This is a genomic window from Stenotrophomonas sp. FR024 (assembly GCF_047500745.2).
Taxonomy (GTDB): Bacteria; Pseudomonadota; Gammaproteobacteria; order Xanthomonadales; family Xanthomonadaceae; genus Stenotrophomonas; species Stenotrophomonas maltophilia_A.
Window position 1 is genome coordinate 65,196 of record NZ_JAXAXM020000016.1, and the last position, 20,887, is coordinate 86,082.

Here is a 20,887-nt window from a genome sequence, read left to right on the forward strand (position 1 = left end):
GCCCATGCAGATACAGATCAGCGGCCATTACGGCGATCCGCCGTCAGGCGCTCTTTTTGCCCCACTCCAGAGACAGCTGAACATCTGCTTCGATCGTCATGTGACGGGGAACTATCTTCGATCCATCACCAAATTCGGAGTCGTTCTTCGGGTCTCCGGGACGATTGTGGCATTCGAACCGAGTGGACCAGACCGCTTGAAGCTGTTCCTAAAAAAGCAGCTATTGACCATGGATATGGTCTACGCCTGCCAGCCCTGGAAAACCATCGACAGAAACGCCCTCGTGCCCGTTGTATCAGCAGACATGGCGACCTGTATCGGCATGATGATCGAACGGGCGCGTCGCGCCGGAGAACTGCTCCAGCACGAGCAGCTGCGGACAGATGCTGCCAGTGCACTCGCGGAGTTTGAGCGCCACTTCCTGGTTGAGGCCGTCTAGCAGGAAGTGATGCAGGGCGAAGATCAAGTCGAGCATGGCTCGACTCTACATGTCCCGCGCTCGCCCAAAACAAAACGGGCACCCTTGCGGGCGCCCGTTCTGCGGTGATGCCAGGCCTTGCGGCGTGGGATCAGGCTTCGGCGACGACGACGACCTTGACGGTGGTCTCGACGTCAGCGTGCAGGTGGACCAGCACGTCGTATTCGCCGATGTTGCGGAAGGCGCCTTCGCCCAGGATCACTTCGCTCTTTTCCAGCGGCAGGCCGGCGGCGGTGAAGGCCTCGGCGATGTCGCGCGGGCCAACCGAGCCGTACAGCTTGCCTTCGGTCGAAGCGTTGGCGGCGATGGTCACGCTCGCGCCTTCCAGCTTGGCCTTGCGGCCTTCGGCGTCAGCGTGGATGGCCTGGGCCTTGGCTTCGTATTCGGCGCGCTTGGCTTCGAACTCGGCCTTGTTGCTCTCGGTGGCCGGCACGGCCTTGCCCTGCGGCACGAGGAAGTTACGGCCGTAGCCCGGCTTCACGTCGACCAGGTCGCCCAGGTTGCCGAGGTTGGTGACTTTCTGCAGGAGGATCAGCTGCATGGTATTGCTCCAGATAAGTTATTCGTTAGCGAGGCGATGCCCCGCAACAAAGGCTGTCCGAATAGCTGGCACAGCGGGGGCGGCGCCGGGCCGCCCCGCTGGCATCAGACGTCGTGGTTGTCGGTGTACGGGATCAGGGCCAGGAAGCGAGCGCGCTTGACGGCGGTCGCCAGCTGGCGCTGGTACTTCGACTTGGTACCGGTGACGCGGCTCGGCACGATCTTGCCGTTCTCGGTCAGGTACTGGCGCAGGGTGTTGAGATCCTTGTAGTCGATCTCCTTCACACCTTCAGCAGTGAACTTGCAGAACTTGCGGCGACGGAAGAACTTGGACATGGGAAGGCTCCTTAGGCGGCGGAAGCGGCGTCGTCGCCGGCTTCGTTGTCAGCGGTGTTGTTGGACTCGCCTTCTTCGTCGTCACGACGACGGCGCTCACCGCGCTCCGGCTTGTCACCCTTCTCGTCCTTGCTCTTCATGATCAGCGACTGCTCGGTGTCAGCCTCGTCACGCTTGATGACCAGGTTGCGCAGCACGGCGTCGTTGAACCGGAAGCTCTCGGTCAGTTCGTTCAGAACGGCCTGGTCGGCTTCGATATTCATCAGCACGTAGTGGGCCTTCACCAGGTTCTGGATCGGGTACGCCAGCTGGCGGCGGCCCCAGTCTTCCAGACGGTGGATGGTGCCGTTGCCGTTCTCGACCAGCGACTTGTAGCGCTCGATCATGGCCGGGACCTGCTCGCTCTGGTCCGGGTGGACCATGAACACGATTTCGTAATGACGACTCATGTTTTTTCTACCTTTCGGATGTGGCCTCGCGGCCGGACAGCCCCCCGCCGTTGAGACCGCGGTGGGGCAAGGATTCCCGCCAGGAAGGCAGGAAGCCGCGCATTATGGCGCAGATGGGGTGGCCGGGCAACCGGCGGGCCACAGGGCAACCTGAACCGGGCTACCCCAGATCCACATGAAGGCGGTGCTGGCCGCATTCCAGGCATTGGAACAGGCAGCCAATCATCTCCCCGTCCCGGCTCAGGTGGTCCAGCACCCAGTCGGCGTCGCGCGGGTTGACCTCGACCACGTCGGGCCGGACCTCGTCGAGGATGGGCTGGAGGTCCTCGCTACCGGCGTAACCGAGGAAGGCGCAGGGCCGCTCACAATGGCTGAGCCAGACCGACTGCTGCCAGGACGAGTAGCCCGGGGTGCGCTCGCAGATCTCCAGCAGCAGCTCGCGGGCGATGGTCGGCGGCGGATCGGCCGGATCCGGGGATACCCCCTCGATATCGCTCCAGCCGGTGAATTCACCCTCGTAACTGGCCGCCGCCCTGCCATCGGCGATACACCAGGGGCACAGGTAATCGGGACCCAGAACGGAGTAGAACGGCCCCCGGTAGCGCAGTGTGCGCGGCTGACCACAGCAGTCGCAGACCCCGTCGACCTCTTCGAAGGAGAGGGCGTAGGCGTTGGGGTGATAAATGAAAAGCGGTCGTTCCATCCGTGGATCCCTTCCCTGCCGACCAAGGTCGGCATCTACCACCGCCCGGCCATGCCCGGCGGACGCCAGAACCAGCCCTCAGGCCTTGTCGGCGTCGGTGGTGAAGCTTTCACCGCAGCCACACTCGGCGGTGGCGTTCGGGTTGCTGAACGTGAACGTTTCGCTCAGGCCGTGCTTGCCGAAGTCGATCACGGTGCCGTCCACCAGCGCCAGGCTCTTGGCATCGACGTAGATCTTCACGCCGTCCTGGTCGAACACGGTATCGCCCTCGCGCTCGTCGCGGGCCAGGTCGGTGATGTGACCCCAGCCCGAGCAACCGGTCTTGGTCACGCCGAAACGCAGGCCCAGCGCGCCGGGGGTCTGGGCGACAAAGCGCTGCACGCGCTCGAAGGCAATGGGGGTCAGGCTGACGGCCATGGGGCTACTCCAGAGGTACGGGGACATTATAAGGAGCCGTTGCCACGAAAAATGCCTCGCAAGCAGAACGCTGCAACCGGTAAACTCCCGTGTTCACAGATCGAGTCGATCAGCAGAGGATTCAAGTCATGACGGTGGTCAGCGTTGAACATGCGCTTGCCGGGAAGATCCCGGAAGGCGGCGAAGTCACGGTACGCGGATGGGTGCGCACGGTGCGCGGTTCAGCGAATCTGGCCTTCGTGAATGTGAGCGACGGCTCCTGCTTCGCGCCGATCCAGGTCGTGGCCGGCGACAGCCTGGCCAACTTCGATGAGATCAAGCGCCTGACCAGCGGCTGCTCGGTCATCGCCACCGGCACTCTGGTGAAGTCGCAGGGCAAGGGCCAGTCGTTCGAGATCCAGGCCAGCGCGCTGGAAGTGGTCGGCTGGGTCGAAGACCCGCTCACCTACCCGATCCAGCCCAAGCCGATGTCGCCGGAGTTCCTGCGCGAAGTGGCGCACCTGCGCCCGCGCACCAACCTGTTCGGCGCGGTCACCCGCATCCGCAACTGCCTGGCCCAGGCCGTGCACCGCTTCTTCCACGAGAACGGCTTCAACTGGATCAGCACCCCGATCATCACCACCTCCGACGCCGAAGGCGCCGGCCAGATGTTCCGCGTGTCCACCCTGGACATGGTGAACCTGCCGCGTGACGAGAAGGGCGCGATCGATTTCAGCCGCGACTTCTTCGGCAAGGAAACCTTCCTGACCGTGTCCGGCCAGCTGAACGTCGAGGCCTACTGCCTGGCGCTGAGCAAGGTCTACACCTTCGGCCCGACCTTCCGCGCCGAGAACAGCCACACCACCCGCCACCTGGCGGAGTTCTGGATGATCGAGCCGGAAATCGCCTTCGCCGACCTGGCCGAAGACGCGCGCCTGGCCGAAGAGTTCCTGAAGTACCTGTTCCGTGCGGTGCTGAACGAGCGTGGCGACGACCTGGCCTTCATCGCCGAGCGCGTGGACAAGAACGCGATCACCAAGCTGGAAGACTTCATCAATGCGCCGTTCGAGCGCATCGACTACACCGATGCGGTCAGCCTGCTGCAGAAGTCCGGCAAGAAGTTCGACTTCCCGGTCGAATGGGGCCTGGACCTGCAGACCGAGCACGAGCGCTGGCTGACCGAAGAACACGTCGGCCGCCCGGTGGTGGTGACCAACTATCCGGAGCACATCAAGGCCTTCTACATGCGCCTGAACGACGACGGCAAGACCGTTGCCGCGATGGACGTGCTGGCCCCGGGCATCGGCGAGATCATCGGCGGCAGCCAGCGCGAAGAGCGCCTGGACGTGCTGGACGCGCGCATGGCCCAGTTCGGCCTGGATCGTGAGCACTACAGCTGGTATCGCGATTTCCGCCGCTATGGTTCGGTGCCGCACGCCGGCTTCGGCCTGGGCTTCGAACGCCTGGTGGTGTACGTCTGCGGGCTGTCCAACATCCGCGATGCGATCCCCTACCCGCGCGCCCCGGGCAGCGCGGACTTCTAAGCCCCACACGACCACGGAGGTACCGCTCCCATGACCCTGTTCTTCGCCCTCTGTTTCGTCGGCGTTGCAGTGGCCGGGTTCAGTGCCTTCGTGATCTTCTGGCCGCTGACCCTGGTGCACGTACGCGATCGCCATCCGGCGCTCGCCGAGCGCTTCGGCAGCGGCGCCTTCCTCAAGCCCGATGCCCTGGCCTGGCTGCTGCGCCGTGACTATCGCCAGCAGCCGGACCGCTCGCTGTCCGGGCTGGCGACGCCGGCCTGGGTATCGCTGCTGACCCTGCTGGCCGGACTGGGCATGGCCGCCCTGCTCTGGCTGGCCTCGCTCTGGTAACACATCCATGAATGACATCACCGCCTCGCGCGACAGCTGGTGGCTGGCCAGCCTCGGCAACACCCTGATCTGGGCGCGCCTGCGCGTGCGCCCGGCCGGCACCGCCGAAGTGCTCGACAGCGACGGCAACACGCTGAGCTATGACAGCGAAGACACCGCGCGTTCGCAGCTGTTCGACGCCGAATTCGTCGAGTACGACGGTCTGGACGAAGAAGACGCGCTGGTGCGCGGCTTCAGCCTGCACGAAGTGCAGCCGCCGCAGGCCGACAGCGACGAGGGCCTGCGCGGCCGCATGATCCAGTCGCTGGGCGGGCGCGCCTGACCCCTGCATGTTCACCCCGCGCGCCTTCGCCGAGACCGATCTGCTCTGGCTGGACCGCCTGCTGGCGCGCGACCCGTTCGTTACCGTGCTCACGCCCGGCAGCGATGGCCTGCCGGAGCTGACCCGGATGCCGGTGCTGTACCGGCGTGACGGCGACCAGATCGAACTGCGCGGCCACTGGGCGCGCGCCAACCCGCAGTCGCGCCACCGCGGCGCGGCCAAGGTACTGATCGATGGTCCGCATGGCTACGTCTCGGCCAGCTGGTATCCGGACAAGGAGCCCGCTGCGCGGGTACCCACCTGGAACTACGCCGCCGCCGAACTGCGCGGCCAGCTGCAGACGTTCGACGATGCCGAAGCGCTGGCCGAACTGGTCGGCGCGATCAGCGACCGCTTCGAAGCGAGTGTCGGCCAGGCCTGGCAGTTCGATGCCACGCGTGCCGAACATGGCCCGGAGCTGCGCGCCATCGTCGGCTTCCGCTTCCAGGTCGAACAGGTGCAGCTGAAGCTCAAGCTGAGCCAGAACCATCCCGATGCGAACCAGCGCGCGGTGATCGCCGAACTGGAACAGTTGGGCACCCCCGCTTCCACCGAGTTGGCGCAGTGGATGCGCTGGCACCGCGAACAGGCCGCCCGCAGCGACTGAACGCCCCAGATTCCCGCGACGACGCAGCCGGACGGCTGCGGCGAGCCCCCACCCGACGCCAGGGACCCATACATGAAAGACATCCACAAACTGCTGCAGAACAACCGCGACTGGGCCGACCGCATCGAGAAGGAAGACCCCGAGTTCTTCCACCAGCTCGCCAAGCAGCAGCACCCCGAATACCTGTGGATCGGCTGTTCCGATTCGCGCGTGCCGGCCAACCAGATCATCGGCATGGCCCCGGGTGAAGTGTTCGTGCACCGCAACGTCGCCAACGTGGTCGCCCACACCGACCTGAACTGCCTGAGCGTGGTGCAGTACGCGGTGGACCAGCTGAAGGTGAAGCACATCCTGATCGTCGGCCACTACGGCTGCGGCGGCGTGCATGCCTGCCTGCACAACACCCGCGTCGGCCTGGCCGACAACTGGCTGCGCCACGTTGGCGACGTGATGCAGAAGCACACCGGCATCCTCGATGCGATCGAGACCGACGAGCTCAAGCACGCACGCCTGTGCGAACTGAACGTGATCGAGCAGGTGGCCAACCTGTGCCGCTCGACCATCGTGCAGGACGCCTGGGCCCGCGGCCAGAAGCTGATGGTGCACGGCTGGGTCTACAGCCTGAAGGACGGACGCGTGCGCGAGATGGGCATCGACGTCGGTTCGCAGGAAGAGCTGCAGCCCGCCTATGAAAAGGCCCTGTCCTACGTCCCGCGCAAGGGCAAGCGCGACTGATCCCTTACGGATGACCACCATGCTCGCTTCGCCGATCAACCTGCACGCCTGGATCGAAGAAAACCGCCACCTGCTGAAGCCGCCGGTGGGCAACAAGATGATCGACAACGGCGACTTCATCGTGATGGTGGTGGGCGGGCCGAACTCGCGTACCGACTTCCACTACGACGAAGGCCCGGAGTGGTTCTACCAGCTCGAAGGCGAGATGGTGCTGAAGGTGCAGGAAGACGGCGCAGTGCGCGACATTCCGATCCGCGCCGGCGAGATCTTCCTGCTGCCGGCAAAGGTGCCGCACTCGCCGCGGCGCCCGCCCGGTGGTATCGGTCTGGTGGTCGAGCGCAAGCGCCTGCCGCACGAGATGGACGGCGTGATCTGGCACTGCGAGCGCTGCAACCACAAGCTGCACGAAGAGTATTTCCCGCTGCAGAACATCGAAACCGACCTGCCCAAGGTGTTTGCGCGCTATCACGCCAGCCTGGAACTGCGTACCTGCAGCGAGTGCGGGCACGTGGACCCGCTGCCGGCGCCAGCGGTCGGCTGAGCCTCGAACGGTAGTCGCCCACCCTGGTGGGCGCATGCTCGCCCCCGCTCTGGTAGATGCCCACCTTGGTGGGCGCTTGCCCCCGCTCTGGTAGTTGCCCACCTTGGTGGGCGCTTGCTTGCACGTGCGCCAACCAAGGTTGGCGACAACCGGGTCATGCGGCGCTGGTGCAGGGTCGGCCGCTACCGGGCCCTGGCCCAGGCGCTACACTGGCGGTCCCGTTGCAGCCTGTTGCCCGACCATGTCCGACCTGCTCAGCCGCACCCACGCCATTGCCCTGGACGCCGCCGATCCGCTGCGCCCGCTGCGCAATGAATTCCTGATTCCGCGCCATGGCGGCGGCGAGCAGACCTACTTCGTCGGCAACTCGCTGGGCCTGCAGCCGCGTGGCGCGCAGGCGGCCGTGCAGGAAGTGATGAAGCAGTGGGGCGAGCTGGCGGTGGAAGGCCACTTCACCGGCCCGACGCAGTGGCTGTCCTACCACCGCCTGGTGAGCGCGCAGCTGGCCCGCGTGGTCGGTGCGCTGCCCAGCGAGGTAGTTGCAATGAACACGCTGAGCGTGAACCTGCACCTGATGATGGTCAGCTTCTACCGGCCCACGGCCGAGCGTCCGGTGATCCTGATGGAAGCCGGCGCATTCCCGACCGATCGCCACGCGGTGGAAGCACAGATCCGCTTCCATGGTTTCGACCCGGCCGAGTGCCTGGTGGAAGTGCAGCCGGACGAGGCCAACGGCACGATTTCACTGACCGCGATCGAGCATGCCATCGCCGAGCACGGTTCACGCCTGGTGCTGGTGCTGTGGCCTGGCGTGCAGTACCGCACCGGCCAGGCCTTCGACCTCGATGCGATCACCCGCGCCGCACGTCTGCAGGGCGCGCGTATTGGCTTCGACCTGGCACACTCGGTCGGCAACCTGCCGCTGCGCCTGCATGACGTGGCCCCTGATTTCGCCGTGTGGTGCCACTACAAGTACCTCAACAGCGGCCCGGGCGCGGTGGCCGGCGCGTTCGTGCATGAGCGCCATCACCGCGACACCACCCTGCCGCGCTTTGCCGGCTGGTGGGGCCATGAGGAATCCACCCGCTTCCAGATGGCACCGCAGTTCACGCCGGCCATCGGCGCCGAGGGCTGGCAGCTGAGCAACCCACCGATCCTCGGCCTGGCCCCGCTGCGTGCATCGCTGGACCTGTTCGAGCGTGCCGGCATGGAAGCGCTGCGCAGCAAGTCGCTGGCGCTGACCGGCATGCTCGAAGCGCTGGTGCGCGCGCGCCTGTCCAGCGTGCTGGACATCATCACGCCGGCTGACCCGCAGCGCCGCGGCTGCCAGCTGTCGCTGCGCGTGATCGGTGGCCGCGAGCGCGGCCGTGCGCTGTTCGAGCATCTGCGCGGCATCGGCGTGCTCGGCGACTGGCGCGAACCCGACGTGATCCGCATCTCGCCCACGCCGCTCTACAACCGCTACCTGGACGTGCACCACTTCGTCGAGGAAGTGGAAGCCTGGGCCGGCCTCTAAGCCGGCCCCTCCCCTACTGCTGGACAGTTCGTTGATCGCACACGCTTCCCGCTCGTTGAGCATTATCGGTGCCGGCCTTGCCGGGTCCCTGCTGGCCATCCTGCTGTCACGCCAGGGCTGGCGCATCACCTTGTACGAACGCCGCGGCGATCCGCGCGTAGCCGACTACGAGAGCGGCCGCTCGATCAACCTGGCGTTGGCCGAGCGCGGGCGCAATGCGCTGCGCCAGGCGGGCGTGGAGGACGAAGTGATGGCACGCGCGGTGATGATGCGCGGGCGCATGGTGCACCCGCGCGACGGCGAACCGCAGCTGCAGCGCTATGGCCGTGATGACAGCGAAGTGATCTGGTCGATCCACCGCAGTGATCTGAATACCACGCTGCTGGAGCTGGCCGAACAGGCTGGCGCCACCGTGCACTTCCATCGCCGCCTGCACACCGTCGATTTCGACGCCGGCTACGCGCGTTTCATCGATGACCGCGACGACAGCCCGCACGACATCCGCTTCGACACCCTGATCGGTGCCGACGGCGCCGGTTCGGCCCTGCGCGCGGCGATGAACCGGCGTGCGCCGCTGGGCGAGGACATCGCCTTCCTCGACCACTCCTACAAGGAGCTGGAGATCCCGCCGGCTGCCGATGGCAGCTTCCGCATCGAGCGCAATGCGCTGCACATCTGGCCGCGCGGCCACTACATGTGCATCGCCCTGCCCAACCACGAAGGCACCTTCACCGTCACCCTGTTCCTGCCCAACCAGGGCGACCCCAGCTTCGCCACGGTCAATACCGGGGCGCAGGCCGAGGCGCTGTTCGCGCGCGAGTTCGCCGACACCCTGCCGTTGATCCCGAACCTGCGCGCGGACTGGGAGCAGCATCCACCGGGCCTGCTTGGCACGCTCACCCTGGAACGCTGGCACCAGCAGGGCCGCGCGGTGCTGATCGGCGACGCCGCGCATGCGATGGTGCCGTTCCACGGCCAGGGCATGAACTGCGCGTTCGAGGACTGCGTTGCGCTGGCCCGCCACCTGATGGAGGCGGATGATCTGGAAGGCGCGTTCGCCGCGTTCGAAGCCGAGCGCAAGCCGAATGCACGTGCCATCCAGCGGATGGCACTGGAGAACTACCTGGAGATGCGTGACCGCGTGGCCGATCCCGCCTTCCTGCTGCAGCGCGAGCTGGAACAGGAACTGCAGCGGCGCTGGCCGACCCGCTTCGTACCGCACTACACGATGGTCACTTTCCTGCACACGCCGTACGCCGAGGCGCTGCGCCGCACCGAACTGCAGCGCGACATGCTGGTGGCCGCCACCGCCGGTCACGATTCACTGGACAACATCGACTGGACCGCACTGGAAGCACAGATCCACGCCCAGCTACCGGTCCTGGAGGGCGCGCACTGATGGCTGACAGCTTCCTGTTCTACGACCTGGAAACCTTCGGCCAGGACCCGCGGCGCACGCGCATCTCGCAGTACGCCGCGATCCGTACCGACGCCGATCTCAACGAAATCGACACGCCGGTCAGCTTCTTCGTGCGCCCGGCCGATGACCTGCTGCCCTCGCCGATGGCCACGCTGGTCACCGGCATCACCCCGCAGCAGGCACTGGCCGAGGGCATCAGCGAGGCCGAGGCCTTCGATCGCATCAACGAGCAGCTGTCGCGCCCCGGCACCTGTGCGCTGGGCTACAACACGCTGCGCTTCGACGATGAGTTCGTCCGCTACGGCCTGTTCCGCAACTTCCACGACCCGTACGAACGCGAGTGGCGCAACGGCAATTCGCGCTGGGACCTGCTGGACATGCTGCGGCTGATGCGCGCGATGCGCCCGGACGGCATCCAGTGGCCGCTGCGCGAGGATGGCGCCACCTCGTTCAAGCTCGAGCACCTGGCCGAGGCCAACAACGTGCGCGAAGGCGATGCACACGAAGCGCTGTCCGACGTACGCGCCACCATCGGCATGGCACGCCTGTTCAAGCAGTCGCAGCCACGGCTGTGGGAGTACGCGCTGAAGCTGCGCGACAAACGCTTCGTCGGCAGCCTGCTGGACGTGGCCGCGATGAAGCCGGTACTGCACATTTCCATGCGCTACCCGGCCAGTCGCCTGTGCGCGGCCCCGGTGCTGCCGCTGGCCGCGCACCCGACCATCAACAACCGGGTGATCGTGTTCGACCTGGAAGGCGAGATCGACGATCTGCTGGAACTGCCGGCCGAGGTGATCGCACAGCGCCTGTACATGCGCGCCAGCGAGCTGCCCGAAGGCGTGGCGCGGGTGCCGCTGAAGGAAGTGCACCTGAACAAGGTGCCCGCGCTGATCGCCTGGAACCACCTGCGCGCCGATGACCACGCGCGCCTCGGCCTGGACGTGGCCGCGATCGAGGCCAAGGTGGAACGCCTGCGCGCGTTCGCCCCGCAGCTGGCCGAGAAGGCCCGGCAGGTCTACAACCAGCCCCGCGCCGCCACCGTGGCCGATGTCGATGCCTCGCTCTACGACGGCTTCCTCGGCAATGGCGACAAGCCGCTGCTTGCGCTGGCACGCACCACCGCGCCGGAGCAGCTGGCCGCACTGGAAGGCCGCTTCCGCGACCCACGCCTGCCGGAGCTGCTGTTCCGTTACCGTGCGCGCAATCATCCCGACAGCCTCGCACCGGCTGAACGCCAGCGCTGGCAGGATTACCGCCGCCAGCGCCTGCTCGGGGACGGCGGGCTGGGCGAACTCAACCTGCCCCAGTACCAGCAGCAGCTCGATGCATTGGCCGCTGAAGCGCCCGACGATGCACGGCGCCAGGCCCTGCTGCAATCGCTGCGCGACTGGGGCCAGCACCTGCAGGAGACCTTGTGAGTACCTATTTCTCGGACGCCAGCTTCAAGTTCCTGCGCAGCCTGGCGCGGCATAACGACAAGGCGTGGTTCAACGACCACCGCCAGCAGTATGAAGACCACGTGCGGCAGCCATTCCTGCGCCTGCTGGGTGACCTGCAGCCGGCGCTGGCCGAGGTCAGCGACCACTTCCGCGCCGATACCCGCGGCGTCGGCGGCTCGCTGTTCCGCATCCATCGCGACGCGCGCTTCTCCAACGACAAATCCCCGTACAAGACCTGGCAGGGTGCACGCCTGTTCCATGAGCGCCGCCGCGAGGTGGCCGCGCCCTCGTTCTACGTGCACCTGCAGCCGGGCGAGAGCTTCGTCGGTGCCGGCCTGTGGCATCCGGAACCGGAGACCCAGCGCCGCGTGCGCCACTTCATCCTCGACAACCCGGGCAGCTGGAAGGCCGCCGCGCATGCACCGGCGCTGCGCAAGCGTTTCGATTTCGAGGAGAGCGAAAAGCTGGTGCGGCCGCCGCGCGGCTTCCCGGCCGACTTCGAGTTCATCGACGACCTCAAGCACCGCAACTGGGTGATGTGGCGCTCGCTGGACGACGCCACCATGACCGGCCCGCGCCTGCTGTCCACGCTGGGCAAGGACCTGGCCGCGCTCGGCCCGTTCGTCGACTACCTGTGCGCGGCGCTGGACCTGGAATTCTGATGCCGTTGGCACAGCAACGCCGCACGCTGGGCCGCACCGGCCTGCCGATTTCGCCGGTGGGCCTGGGCTGCTCCGGCTTCTGGGGGCATCGCCGCTTCCCGGAACAGTCGGCAGCGCACGTGGTCGAGCATGCACTGGCACAGGGCGTGAACCTGTTGGACACCGGCCACAACTATTCCGGTTTCCACGCCGAGCCGCGGCTGGGCCGCATCCTGCGCCCGTTGCTGAAGCGATACCCGCGCGAGTCGCTGGTGATTTCCAGCAAGGGCGGCACACTGACCGGCCAGGCCGGCGTCAGCGGCGCCGAGCAACGCAATTTCTCGCCGGCAGCCATCACTGCCAGCTGCGAGGCTTCGCTGCGCAACCTCGGCCTGGATTACCTGGATATCTACCAGCTGCACGGTGCCAGCCAGCACGACATCAACGATGACCTGCTGGCCGCGCTGCAACGCCTGCGCGAACGTGGGCTGATCCGGCACACCGGCATCAATACGCACACGGCATCGACCCTGCGCTGGATGATCGACCATCCCACGCTGTTCGACGTGGTGCTTCTGGACTACAACGCCCTGCAGCAGGACCGTGAACCCCTCATCGACCAGTTGCACGCGGTGGGCATCGGCGTGCTGGCCGGCACCGTGCTGGCGCAGGGCCATCTGCTGCCACCACGCCCGCGCCTGCCACGACCGGCGGATGCCTGGTACCTGGCCAGGGCCTGGCTCAAGCCGAGCAGCCGTCAACTGATGCGCAGCGCACGCAATATGCGGAAGGCACTCGCCGCCATCCGCAGCCAGCGCCCGGCCCAGACCGCGTTTGCCTACGCGCTCGGCCATCCCGGCGTAGCCAGTGGCATCCTGGGCACCACCCGCACCGGCAGCCTGGACGAAGTGCTGGCGACGCGGCTTGAGGCACTGACCGCAGCCGAACGCCAACAGCTGGTGAGCGCCTTCGGTGATGGCGGCGGATCACCCAGTCATTGAGTCTTCACCCCATGCTGCTGCGGTTGCGGCAGTCTGGGCGGCATGAAGAAACTCACCGCACTCGTTGGGCTGCTGGTCCTGGCCTTGGCCGCCTGGTGGTTCGGCGGCCCGTACATGACCGTCAATGGCCTGTCCAAGGCCATTGAGCAACGCGACACCGCGCGCCTGGAGCGTTACGTCGATTTCCCGCGCGTGCGCAGCAGCCTGCGCGCGCAGCTCAATGACTATCTGGTGCGCCAGGCCGGCCCGGATGTGGCGGCCAGCCCGTTCGGTGCCCTGCTGTACGGGCTGGGCGACCAGCTTGGTGGTGCCGCGGTGGACACCATGGTGACCCCGACCGGGATCGGCGCGATGCTGCAGGGTCACGTGCTGTGGAAGCGCGGCCGCAATGAACTGCAGGGCGGCGATGCCTTCGGCGCGACCGAACCCGCACGGCCGCTGAAGCATGCCGAACATCATTTCGAAGCGCTGGACCGCTTCGTGATCGATGTCGATCGCGGCCCCGGCCAGCCGCCGATGAAGGTGGTGCTGGAACCGCAGGGCCTGCGCTGGAAGGTGGTGGACCTGCAGCTGGGGATGTCCGGCAGCCCGTGACCGGACCCGTGGCCTGACGGCAATGCCAACCAAGGTTGGCGACTACCGGGGTACAGCGCTCTGGTAGATGCCCACCTTGGTGGGCATGGATCCAGGACGGCGCCAACCAAGGTTGGCAACTACCAGACCCTATCCTTCGTTGGCAACGCCATGCGGTACGTGGCCGGCGGCTACATGCTCTCGGGCGCTGTCGATGTTGTGCTGCGAATCATCGAAGAAGATGTCGGCGCCGAACGCCTGCAGGAACGGGCCCTTGTGGCGGCCACCGAGGAACAGCGCTTCGTCCAGGCGCACACCCCACTCACGCAGGGTGCGGATCACCCGTTCGTGCGCCGGTGCCGATCGCGCGGTGACCAGCGCGGTACGGATCGGCGCACTGTCGCCGGCCGGGAACACTTCCTGCAGCGTGTGCAACGCCGACAGGAAGCCACGGAACGGCCCGCCGCTGAGCGGCTCGCGGGCGCGCTCGCGTTCGTGGCGGCCAAAGGCTTCCACGCCCTGCTCGCGCGAAATGCGCTCACTCTCGTCGCCGAAGATCACGGCGTCACCGTCAAAGGCGATGCGCAGCTGGCCGGCCGGGCGACCGGTATCGATCTGGTCGGCCGCCGCAGCGGCGGTCTCGCCCGGCGGCTTGGGCAGGATGGTCGCCGCCGCGATGCCATGGCGCAGCGCGCTGCGCACCGATTCGGGGTTGGCCGACAGGAACAGGTCGGTGCCGAATGGCTTCACGTACGGCCAGGTCGGCTCGCCGGCGGTGAACGTTGCGCGGATGATGCCCAGGCCGTAGTGCTGGATCGAATTGAAGATGCGCAGGCCGGTATCGGCCGAATTGCGCGACAGCAGGATCACCTCGACCCGCGGGTTCTCCGGGCTGGCGCCCTGATTCAGCGCCAGCAACTTGCGCACCACCGGGAAGGCCACGCCGGGCCCGAGGATATCGTCCTCGTGCTGGCGCTGGAATTCGGCATAGGCCGCCACGCCATCGCTCTCGAACAGCGCATGGCTTTCCTCGAGGTCGAACAGGGCGCGCGAGGTCACCGCGACGGTCAGCAAACGGGGGGAGTTGTCGCCCATCGGTGGGGGTCCTTCAAGCGGTCGGCGGGGCCGGCCGCCTATTGTCGTCAAAAAACGAACTGTTCGCTCAGGATCCGGTCTTCCAGGTTGTGCTCCGGGTCGAACAGCAGGGTCACGCGGCGGTCCTTCGACTCGCGGATGGTCACCTCGACCACGTCGCGGGTCTCGTGCGAATCCGCTGTAACACTGACCGGGCGCTTGTACGGATCAAGCACGCGGAAACGCACCTCGGTGTCGGCCTTGAGGATCGCCCCGCGCCAGCGTCGCGGCCGGTAAGGGGCCAGCGGCGTCAGCGCGATGGTATGCGAGCCCAGCGGCAGCACCGGTCCGTGCGCGGAATAGTTGTAGGCGGTACTGCCTGCCGGGGTGGCCACCAGCACGCCGTCTCCGATCAGTTCGGCCACACGTTCCTGGCCGTTGAGGTCGATGCCGATATGCGCCGCCTGCCGGGTTTGGCGCAGCAGCGACACATCGTTGTAGGCCAGCGAACCAGTACTGGTGCCCGACTCGGTCAGCGCCACCATTTCCAGCGGGCGCAGGTTGGCCGGTTCGGCACGGGCAATGCGGGCCTGCACGTCGTCGTCGCCGCGGTACTGGTTCATCAGGAAGCCGACGGTGCCCAGTTTCATGCCGAACACCGGTTTTCCCAGGTGCCCGTGCCGATGCAGGGTCTGCAGCATGAAACCGTCGCCGCCCAGCGGGCACAGCACGTCCGCCTGCTCCGGCGCGTGATCGCCATAGCGCGAGACCATCGCGGCGCGGGCCATCTGCGCGGGCTCGGTGGTGCTGGCCAGGAAAGCGATGCGGGGGGTGTCGCTCATCGGTGGATCCGGGTGGGTGTGCCAGCAAGAGCATACCCGGTAGTGCCGGCCGCTGGCCGGCACTACCCGTCCCAGGCATGCGCCGCAAAACAAGACGGCCCCGCTTTCGCGGGGCCGTTCTGTTCAACACACGCCGGGCATAACCCGGCGGTACATCACTTACGCACCATGTGCAGCCAGCTGGCCCAGGCGCTGCACCGCGACCGAGACGGTCGGGTAGTCCAGGGTCTTCTGCTCGGCCAGTTCGGCCAGCATCGCCAGGGTGAAGCGCAGGCTGTTGTCGTCGCGACCCATCCAGGCCGCCACCTTCGCTTCAGCACTGCTGCCCTTGGTGCCCAGCACCTGGCCCGCCAGGTTGCGGTGGTTGGCGGCCAGCTCGTCACGCAGCACGCCACGTGCCACGGCGTGCCAACGGCCATTGACCTCCAGCGCGTCGACCTGCTCGAACAGCCACGGCAGCTGCAGGGCGTCGCCCAAGCGGAAGTGAACCTTGGACACGTCCACCGGCTTCAGCTTGCGGGTGCGGGCCAGTTCGATGATGTCGAACGCCGGCTCCAGGAAGTGCAGTTCGGCCAGCTGCTGCGCCAGCGCGGACGGCAGGCCCTTTTCCTTCCACTCGGCCACCAGGGCTTCGTAGGTCGGACGCTGCGAATCCGGCAGCACACCCGAAGCAACGCGGATGTCGTTGAACGGCCCCTGGTAGCGGTTGACCGCTTCGGTGATGCCCGGCATCGCGCCCGGGCGCGACAGCAGCCAGCGCACGAACGAGCGCTGCAGCTTCCAGATCACTTCCAGTGCATCGATCTGCACCGACTCCGGCACCTTGCCGTCGAGGGCATCGATCTGTGCCCACAGCGCACGCGCATCCAGCGTTTCACGGCTGATGGTGTAGGCCTTGGCGACCTCGGCGATGGAACGGCCGGTGTCTTCCTGCATGCGCATCAGGAAGGTGGCGCCCATGCGGTTGATGGTCTGGTTGGTCACGGCCGTGGCGATGATTTCGCGCTTCAGGCGGTGACGCTCCATTGCGTCGGCGTACTTCTTCTGCAGCGGGGTCGGGAAGTAGCGCTGCAGCTCCTTGGACAGGTACGGATCTTCCGGAATGTCCGAATCCAGCAGCTGGGCGAACGCCACCAGCTTGGAATAGGACAGCAGCACCGACAACTCCGGACGGGTCAGGCCCTGGCCGCGTGCCTTGCGCTGCGACAGCTCGGCATCGGACGGCAGGAACTCGATCTGGCGATCAAGCAGGCCCTGCTGCTCCAGGGTACGGATGAAGTGCTGCTTGGAACCCAGGCGCTTGACCGCCATCCGCTCCATCAGGCTCAGCGCCTGGTTCTGGCGGTAGTTGTCGTTGAGCACCAGCTCGGCGACTTCATCGGTCATCGAGGCCAGCAGCTTGTTGCGCTGCTCGACGGTCAGCTTCTTGGCCCGCACCACATCGTTGAGCAGGATCTTGATGTTGACTTCATGGTCGGAGGTGTCGACACCGGCCGAGTTGTCGATGAAGTCGGTGTTGAGCAGCACGCCGGCCTGGGCAGCTTCGATGCGGCCCAGCTGGGTCATGCCCAGGTTGCCGCCCTCGCCCACCACCTTGCAGCGCAGCTCGCCACCGTTCACGCGCAGCGCGTTGTTGGCGCGGTCGCCGACATCGCTGTGCTGCTCGCTGGCGGCCTTGACGTAGGTACCGATGCCGCCGTTCCACAGCAGGTCGACCGGTGCCTTCAGGATCGCGCTCATCAGGTCGTTCGGCGACAGCGCCTTGACGTTCTCGTCCAGGCCCAGCACTTCACGCACCTGCGGGGTGATCTCGATCGACTTCAGGCTGCGCGGGTACACGCCGCCGCCCTTGCTGATCAGCTTGGCATCGTAGTCCGCCCAGCTCGAACGCGGCACGGTGAACAGGCGCTCACGTTCGACGAACGTGGTGGCTGCATCCGGGTTCGGGTCCAGGAAGATGTGGCGATGATCGAACGCAGCGACCAGGCGGATGTGGCGCGACAGCAGCATGCCGTTGCCGAACACGTCGCCGGACATGTCGCCGACGCCGACTGCGGTGAAGTCCTGGCTCTGGCTGTCACGGCCCAGCGCACGGAAGTGGCGCTTGACCGACTCCCACGCACCGCGTGCGGTGATGCCCATGCCCTTGTGGTCGTAACCCACCGAACCACCGGAGGCGAAGGCATCGCCCATCCAGAAGCCGTGCGCGATGGCCAGGCCGTTGGCAATGTCGGAGAAGGTCGCGGTGCCCTTGTCGGCAGCCACCACCAGGTACGGATCGTCCATGTCGTGGCGCACGACATCCACCGGCGGCACGATCTTGTTGTTGACGATGTTGTCGGTGATGTCCAGCAGGCCCTGGATGAACAGCTTGTAGCAGGCCACGCCGTTGGCGAAGATCGCGTCGCGGTCGCCGTTCACCGGCGGGGTCTTGGCGAAGAAGCCGCCCTTCGCGCCGACCGGCACGATGACGGTGTTCTTGACCATCTGCGCCTTGACCAGGCCCAGTACTTCGGTACGGAAGTCTTCGCGACGGTCCGACCAGCGCAGGCCACCACGGGCGACCGCGCCGAAGCGCAGGTGGGTACCTTCCACGCGCGGGCCGTAGACGAAGATTTCGCGGTACGGGCGCGGCTTCGGCAGGTCCGGCACCAGCGCCGAATCGAACTTGAAGCTGATGACATGGCCGTGCTGGCCGTTGGCATCGGTCTGGTAGTAGCTGGTACGCAGGGTCGCATCGATCACGCCCATGAACGAGCGCAGGATGCGGTCCTCGTCCAGGCTCGACACGCGGTCCATCAGCTTCAGCAGCGCATCGCGCGCGGCCTGCATCTGCGCGTCGCGGTCACCCTTGCGGGCGTCGACCACGGTCTTGAGCACCTTCAGGGTGGCGTCGTCGCCAGCAGCCAGCACATCGAAGTGGGCCTTCAGCTGGGCCTGGCCGGCGGCGATATCGTCCTTGCTCTCATGGCCGGTAGCCGGGTCGAAGCGGGCTTCGAACAGCTCGACCAGCAGGCGGGCCAGCAGCGGGTAGCGCGCGAAGGTGCCTTCCACGTAGGCCTGCGAGAACGGCACGCCGGTCTGCAGCAGGTACTTGCAGTAGCCGCGCAGCATGGCGACCTGGCGCCAGTGCAGGCCGGCAGCCAGCACCAGGCGGTTGAAGCCGTCGTTCTCGGCATCGCCATGCCAGACGCGGGCGAAGGTCTCGCCGAAGGCTTCATCGACGCTGGCGGCATCGATCGCGCCGGCGGTCGACTCGACCTCGAAGTCCTGCACGTACACCGGCGCGTTGTCGACCGACAGGCGGTACGGACGCTCGGCGATCACGCGCAGGCCCATGTTTTCCATCATCGGCAGCGCGTCCGACAGCGGAATGTCGTCCAGCTGGCGATACAGCTTCAGGCGCAGGCCATCGCCGCTTTCGCGCGGCACGGCCTGCAGGCTCAGGCGCAGGTCGTCCGGGCCGGTCAGGGCATCGAGCTGGCTGACATCGTTGGCGGCAACGGCGGTGCTGTTGTCTTCGATGTAGCCGGCCGGCAGTGCCTTGCCGATGCGGGCAGCGATGCGCAGGCCTTCGGTTTCGCCATGGCGGGTCACCAGCGCTTCGCGCAGGTCGTCCTGCCAGTTGCGCAGCACCTGGGCCAGCTTCTGCTCCAGTTCGGCGGTATCGACGTCCAGCATTTCGCCCGGCTTCGGGCGCACGATCAGGTGCACCTGGGCCAGCGGCGATTCACCCAGTACCACCGAGCTGTCGACGTACTCGCCGTGCAGCGCGTCCTTCAGCATCGCTTCGATGCGCAGGCGCACGTCGGTGTTGAAGCGCTCACGCGGCAGGTAGACCAGCGCGGAGATGAAACGGCTGTACTTGTCGCGGCGCAGGAACAGGCGGCTGCGCACGCGCTCCTGCAGGCCCAGCACGCCCATGGCAGTGCGGAACAGTTCGTCCTCGCTGGACTGGAACAGTTCTTCGCGCGGCAGGGTTTCCAGGATGTGGCGCAGGGCCTTGCCGCTGTGGCTGGCCGAGGCCAGGCCCGACTGCTTCATCACGTGCTCGTGGCGCTGGCGCACCAGCGGGATTTCCCACGGGCGACGGTTGTAGGCGCTGGAGGTGAACAGGCCGAGGAAGCGCTGCTCGCCGATGATCTTGCCCTTGGCGTCGAATTCCAGCACGCCGATGTAGTCCATGTAGCCGGCGCGGTGCACGCGCGAACGGGCATTGGTCTTGGTCAGGATCAGCGCGTCCTTCAGCCCGGACGTGGTGTTCAGGCCCTGCGCGGCCAAGGTCTTGACCGGACGTGCGGCGGACTTGTCCTTGCCGCGCATCAGGCCCAGGCCGGTGTCGTTCAGCGGCGCCAGCACCTCTTCCTTGCCCTGCTTCTCGACGCGGTACTCGCGGTAGCCGAAGAAGGTGAAGTGGTTGTCGGCGGCCCAGCGCAGGAATTCCTGTGCTTCCTTGCGCGACGCGTCGTCGACCGGCAGCTGGCGGCTGCCCAGGTCGTCGGCCAGCGCCAGCGCCTTGTCCTTCATCGGCTGCCAGTCGCGCACGATCGCACGCACTTCGTCCAGCGCCTTGCTGATGGCCTGCTCGATGGCCGCCATGGCTTCGGCCGGCTGGCGGTCGATCTCCAGCAGCATCACCGACTCGGCATCACCCTCGCCGACCTTGACCAGCTTGCCGGCCTTGTCGCGGGTGAAGCGCAGCACCGGGTGGCCCAACACGTGAACACCCACGCCCTGTTCGGCCAGCGACATGGTGACGGTGTCGACCAGGAATGGCATGTCGTCGTTGACGATCTGCAGCACGGTGTGCGGCGATTCCCAACCGTTGGCCTTCGCGGTCGGATTGAACACGCGGACGTTGGCCTTGCCGGCCTTGCGGGCACGGGCGAATTCCAGCGTCTCAGCCGCGAGAGCGGCCCACTCTTCAGCGCTGTGGTGCGGGAACTCGTCCGACTCCATGCGCTTGTAGAAGTCAGTGGCGAAGGCCACCGCTTCGGCCTGTGCGGCCGCGGGGTAACGCTTGCGCAATGCCGTGTACACCGGCTCCAGGGAGAAACCAGCGGTCACTGCGACCTCCGACTCTGCTGGTTTGGTCTTGTTTTTCACGGTCTTGGCTGCGGTTTTTTGCGGTTTCATGGCAGAGCGATGCGCTTGCTCAGTTGGGAAAATGAAATTGTAGCCCTACCGCACGAAAAGGCCTTGCTGCAGGACGGAATAACCAGATTCGGGTTTGCTGCGGTTTAGACGCCTATTCAGTTCGCACCGGCATGGTGCTGGTGCGCGCTTCAGCACTGCCGACAGGATCGGCAAAGCGTGTTACCGGAAGACACACGCGGCGACGCCGATTCGATTCCACAATCC

The 20,887-nt window shown here is 66.5% G+C and carries 21 protein-coding genes; 13 read left to right on the forward strand and 8 right to left on the reverse strand.

Annotated elements, in window-relative coordinates:
* The first annotated feature begins 4 nt into the window (after window positions 1-4).
* Window positions 5-439, forward strand: coding sequence for a hypothetical protein (locus tag ACMZ91_RS16785; RefSeq protein WP_277778221.1), 435 nt, complete (start codon window positions 5-7; stop codon window positions 437-439).
* Window positions 440-569: 130 nt separating this feature from the next.
* Here the strand turns inward: ACMZ91_RS16785 and rplI are convergent, their stop codons facing one another.
* The 5 genes from rplI to ACMZ91_RS16810 all read right to left on the reverse strand — a co-directional run bounded on the left by rplI (window position 570) and on the right by ACMZ91_RS16810 (window position 2,923).
* Window positions 570-1,019: a 50S ribosomal protein L9 gene (gene rplI, locus ACMZ91_RS16790; protein WP_005410227.1), complete on the reverse strand. Its 450-nt coding sequence runs from the start codon at window positions 1,017-1,019 to the stop codon at window positions 570-572.
* Window positions 1,020-1,123: 104 nt separating this feature from the next.
* Window positions 1,124-1,354, reverse strand: coding sequence for a 30S ribosomal protein S18 (gene rpsR, locus ACMZ91_RS16795; RefSeq protein ID WP_002804494.1), 231 nt, complete (start codon window positions 1,352-1,354; stop codon window positions 1,124-1,126).
* Window positions 1,355-1,365: 11 nt separating this feature from the next.
* Window positions 1,366-1,803 carry a 30S ribosomal protein S6 gene (gene rpsF / locus ACMZ91_RS16800; RefSeq protein ID WP_005410228.1) on the reverse strand — a complete coding sequence of 146 codons (438 nt, stop codon included), beginning with the start codon at window positions 1,801-1,803 and terminating at the stop codon, window positions 1,366-1,368.
* A 160-nt stretch (window positions 1,804-1,963) separates the two neighbouring features.
* Window positions 1,964-2,506: a CbrC family protein gene (locus ACMZ91_RS16805; protein ID WP_414577612.1), complete on the reverse strand. Its 543-nt coding sequence runs from the start codon at window positions 2,504-2,506 to the stop codon at window positions 1,964-1,966.
* 78 nt (window positions 2,507-2,584) lie between these two features.
* The gene (locus tag ACMZ91_RS16810; protein WP_006376495.1) at window positions 2,585-2,923 is read right to left on the reverse strand and encodes a HesB/IscA family protein; all 339 of its coding nucleotides are present in this window, start codon (window positions 2,921-2,923) and stop codon (window positions 2,585-2,587) included.
* 128 nt (window positions 2,924-3,051) lie between these two features.
* Here ACMZ91_RS16810 and asnS point away from each other — a divergent pair, with 128 nt between their 5' ends.
* From asnS to ACMZ91_RS16870, 12 genes are all read left to right on the forward strand, one after another.
* The gene (asnS, locus tag ACMZ91_RS16815; protein ID WP_032127679.1) at window positions 3,052-4,446 is read left to right on the forward strand and encodes an asparagine--tRNA ligase; all 1,395 of its coding nucleotides are present in this window, start codon (window positions 3,052-3,054) and stop codon (window positions 4,444-4,446) included.
* A 30-nt stretch (window positions 4,447-4,476) separates the two neighbouring features.
* Window positions 4,477-4,776: a hypothetical protein gene (locus tag ACMZ91_RS16820; RefSeq protein ID WP_005417403.1), complete on the forward strand. Its 300-nt coding sequence runs from the start codon at window positions 4,477-4,479 to the stop codon at window positions 4,774-4,776.
* Window positions 4,777-4,783: 7 nt separating this feature from the next.
* Window positions 4,784-5,098, forward strand: a complete 315-nt coding sequence (locus ACMZ91_RS16825; RefSeq protein WP_006453002.1) for a hypothetical protein — start codon at window positions 4,784-4,786, stop codon at window positions 5,096-5,098.
* A gap of 7 nt (window positions 5,099-5,105) precedes the next feature.
* Window positions 5,106-5,744, forward strand: a complete 639-nt coding sequence (locus ACMZ91_RS16830; protein ID WP_049463163.1) for an FMN-binding negative transcriptional regulator — start codon at window positions 5,106-5,108, stop codon at window positions 5,742-5,744.
* Between the two features lie 72 nt (window positions 5,745-5,816).
* On the forward strand, window positions 5,817-6,479 hold the full coding sequence (gene can / locus ACMZ91_RS16835; RefSeq protein ID WP_014037740.1) for a carbonate dehydratase: 663 nt from the start codon (window positions 5,817-5,819) through the stop codon (window positions 6,477-6,479).
* Between the two features lie 19 nt (window positions 6,480-6,498).
* Entirely contained in the window at window positions 6,499-7,020 is a 522-nt protein-coding gene (locus ACMZ91_RS16840) for a 3-hydroxyanthranilate 3,4-dioxygenase (protein WP_032127723.1), read from the forward strand.
* Between the two features lie 241 nt (window positions 7,021-7,261).
* On the forward strand, window positions 7,262-8,536 hold the full coding sequence (gene kynU / locus ACMZ91_RS16845) for a kynureninase (RefSeq protein WP_414577609.1): 1,275 nt from the start codon (window positions 7,262-7,264) through the stop codon (window positions 8,534-8,536).
* A 31-nt stretch (window positions 8,537-8,567) separates the two neighbouring features.
* Complete coding sequence (locus tag ACMZ91_RS16850; RefSeq protein ID WP_134951557.1) at window positions 8,568-9,935, forward strand: FAD-dependent oxidoreductase; 1,368 nt, start codon at window positions 8,568-8,570, stop codon at window positions 9,933-9,935.
* On the forward strand, window positions 9,935-11,374 hold the full coding sequence (gene sbcB, locus ACMZ91_RS16855) for an exodeoxyribonuclease I (RefSeq protein WP_182266389.1): 1,440 nt from the start codon (window positions 9,935-9,937) through the stop codon (window positions 11,372-11,374). The genes ACMZ91_RS16850 and sbcB overlap by 1 nt, the downstream gene beginning before the upstream one ends.
* Entirely contained in the window at window positions 11,371-12,057 is a 687-nt protein-coding gene (locus ACMZ91_RS16860; protein WP_032127674.1) for a DUF2461 domain-containing protein, read from the forward strand. Before sbcB ends, ACMZ91_RS16860 begins: the two co-directional genes overlap by 4 nt.
* Window positions 12,057-13,037, forward strand: coding sequence for an aldo/keto reductase (locus ACMZ91_RS16865; protein WP_414577606.1), 981 nt, complete (start codon window positions 12,057-12,059; stop codon window positions 13,035-13,037). Before ACMZ91_RS16860 ends, ACMZ91_RS16865 begins: the two co-directional genes overlap by 1 nt.
* 42 nt (window positions 13,038-13,079) lie before the next feature.
* Window positions 13,080-13,631: a DUF2939 domain-containing protein gene (locus ACMZ91_RS16870; RefSeq protein ID WP_071227460.1), complete on the forward strand. Its 552-nt coding sequence runs from the start codon at window positions 13,080-13,082 to the stop codon at window positions 13,629-13,631.
* Between the two features lie 129 nt (window positions 13,632-13,760).
* On the opposite strand, the gene ACMZ91_RS16875 is transcribed toward ACMZ91_RS16870, so the two are convergent.
* The 3 genes from ACMZ91_RS16875 to ACMZ91_RS16885 all read right to left on the reverse strand — a co-directional run bounded on the left by ACMZ91_RS16875 (window position 13,761) and on the right by ACMZ91_RS16885 (window position 20,662).
* The gene (locus ACMZ91_RS16875; protein ID WP_005417414.1) at window positions 13,761-14,705 is read right to left on the reverse strand and encodes a 5'-nucleotidase; all 945 of its coding nucleotides are present in this window, start codon (window positions 14,703-14,705) and stop codon (window positions 13,761-13,763) included.
* Window positions 14,706-14,752: 47 nt separating this feature from the next.
* Entirely contained in the window at window positions 14,753-15,526 is a 774-nt protein-coding gene (locus tag ACMZ91_RS16880) for an NAD kinase (RefSeq protein ID WP_006376667.1), read from the reverse strand.
* Window positions 15,527-15,685: 159 nt separating this feature from the next.
* A complete protein-coding gene (locus ACMZ91_RS16885) occupies window positions 15,686-20,662 on the reverse strand; it encodes an NAD-glutamate dehydrogenase (protein ID WP_149909403.1) in 4,977 nt (1,658 codons plus the stop codon).
* Window positions 20,663-20,887: the final 225 nt, after the last annotated feature.

Excerpts from the sequence above, each read along its gene's own strand:
- ACMZ91_RS16785 (WP_277778221.1), top strand. The coding sequence starts at position 5 with ATGCAGATACAGATCAGCGGCCATTACGGCGATCCGCCGTCAGGCGCT.
- rplI (WP_005410227.1), bottom strand. The coding sequence starts at position 1,019 with ATGCAGCTGATCCTCCTGCAGAAAGTCACCAACCTCGGCAACCTGGGC.
- rpsR (WP_002804494.1), bottom strand. The coding sequence starts at position 1,354 with ATGTCCAAGTTCTTCCGTCGCCGCAAGTTCTGCAAGTTCACTGCTGAA.
- rpsF (WP_005410228.1), bottom strand. The coding sequence starts at position 1,803 with ATGAGTCGTCATTACGAAATCGTGTTCATGGTCCACCCGGACCAGAGC.
- ACMZ91_RS16805 (WP_414577612.1), bottom strand. The coding sequence starts at position 2,506 with ATGGAACGACCGCTTTTCATTTATCACCCCAACGCCTACGCCCTCTCC.
- ACMZ91_RS16810 (WP_006376495.1), bottom strand. The coding sequence starts at position 2,923 with ATGGCCGTCAGCCTGACCCCCATTGCCTTCGAGCGCGTGCAGCGCTTT.
- asnS (WP_032127679.1), top strand. The coding sequence starts at position 3,052 with ATGACGGTGGTCAGCGTTGAACATGCGCTTGCCGGGAAGATCCCGGAA.
- ACMZ91_RS16820 (WP_005417403.1), top strand. The coding sequence starts at position 4,477 with ATGACCCTGTTCTTCGCCCTCTGTTTCGTCGGCGTTGCAGTGGCCGGG.
- ACMZ91_RS16825 (WP_006453002.1), top strand. The coding sequence starts at position 4,784 with ATGAATGACATCACCGCCTCGCGCGACAGCTGGTGGCTGGCCAGCCTC.
- ACMZ91_RS16830 (WP_049463163.1), top strand. The coding sequence starts at position 5,106 with ATGTTCACCCCGCGCGCCTTCGCCGAGACCGATCTGCTCTGGCTGGAC.
- can (WP_014037740.1), top strand. The coding sequence starts at position 5,817 with ATGAAAGACATCCACAAACTGCTGCAGAACAACCGCGACTGGGCCGAC.
- ACMZ91_RS16840 (WP_032127723.1), top strand. The coding sequence starts at position 6,499 with ATGCTCGCTTCGCCGATCAACCTGCACGCCTGGATCGAAGAAAACCGC.
- kynU (WP_414577609.1), top strand. The coding sequence starts at position 7,262 with ATGTCCGACCTGCTCAGCCGCACCCACGCCATTGCCCTGGACGCCGCC.
- sbcB (WP_182266389.1), top strand. The coding sequence starts at position 9,935 with ATGGCTGACAGCTTCCTGTTCTACGACCTGGAAACCTTCGGCCAGGAC.
- ACMZ91_RS16865 (WP_414577606.1), top strand. The coding sequence starts at position 12,057 with ATGCCGTTGGCACAGCAACGCCGCACGCTGGGCCGCACCGGCCTGCCG.
- ACMZ91_RS16870 (WP_071227460.1), top strand. The coding sequence starts at position 13,080 with ATGAAGAAACTCACCGCACTCGTTGGGCTGCTGGTCCTGGCCTTGGCC.
- ACMZ91_RS16875 (WP_005417414.1), bottom strand. The coding sequence starts at position 14,705 with ATGGGCGACAACTCCCCCCGTTTGCTGACCGTCGCGGTGACCTCGCGC.
- ACMZ91_RS16880 (WP_006376667.1), bottom strand. The coding sequence starts at position 15,526 with ATGAGCGACACCCCCCGCATCGCTTTCCTGGCCAGCACCACCGAGCCC.
- ACMZ91_RS16885 (WP_149909403.1), bottom strand. The coding sequence starts at position 20,662 with ATGAAACCGCAAAAAACCGCAGCCAAGACCGTGAAAAACAAGACCAAA.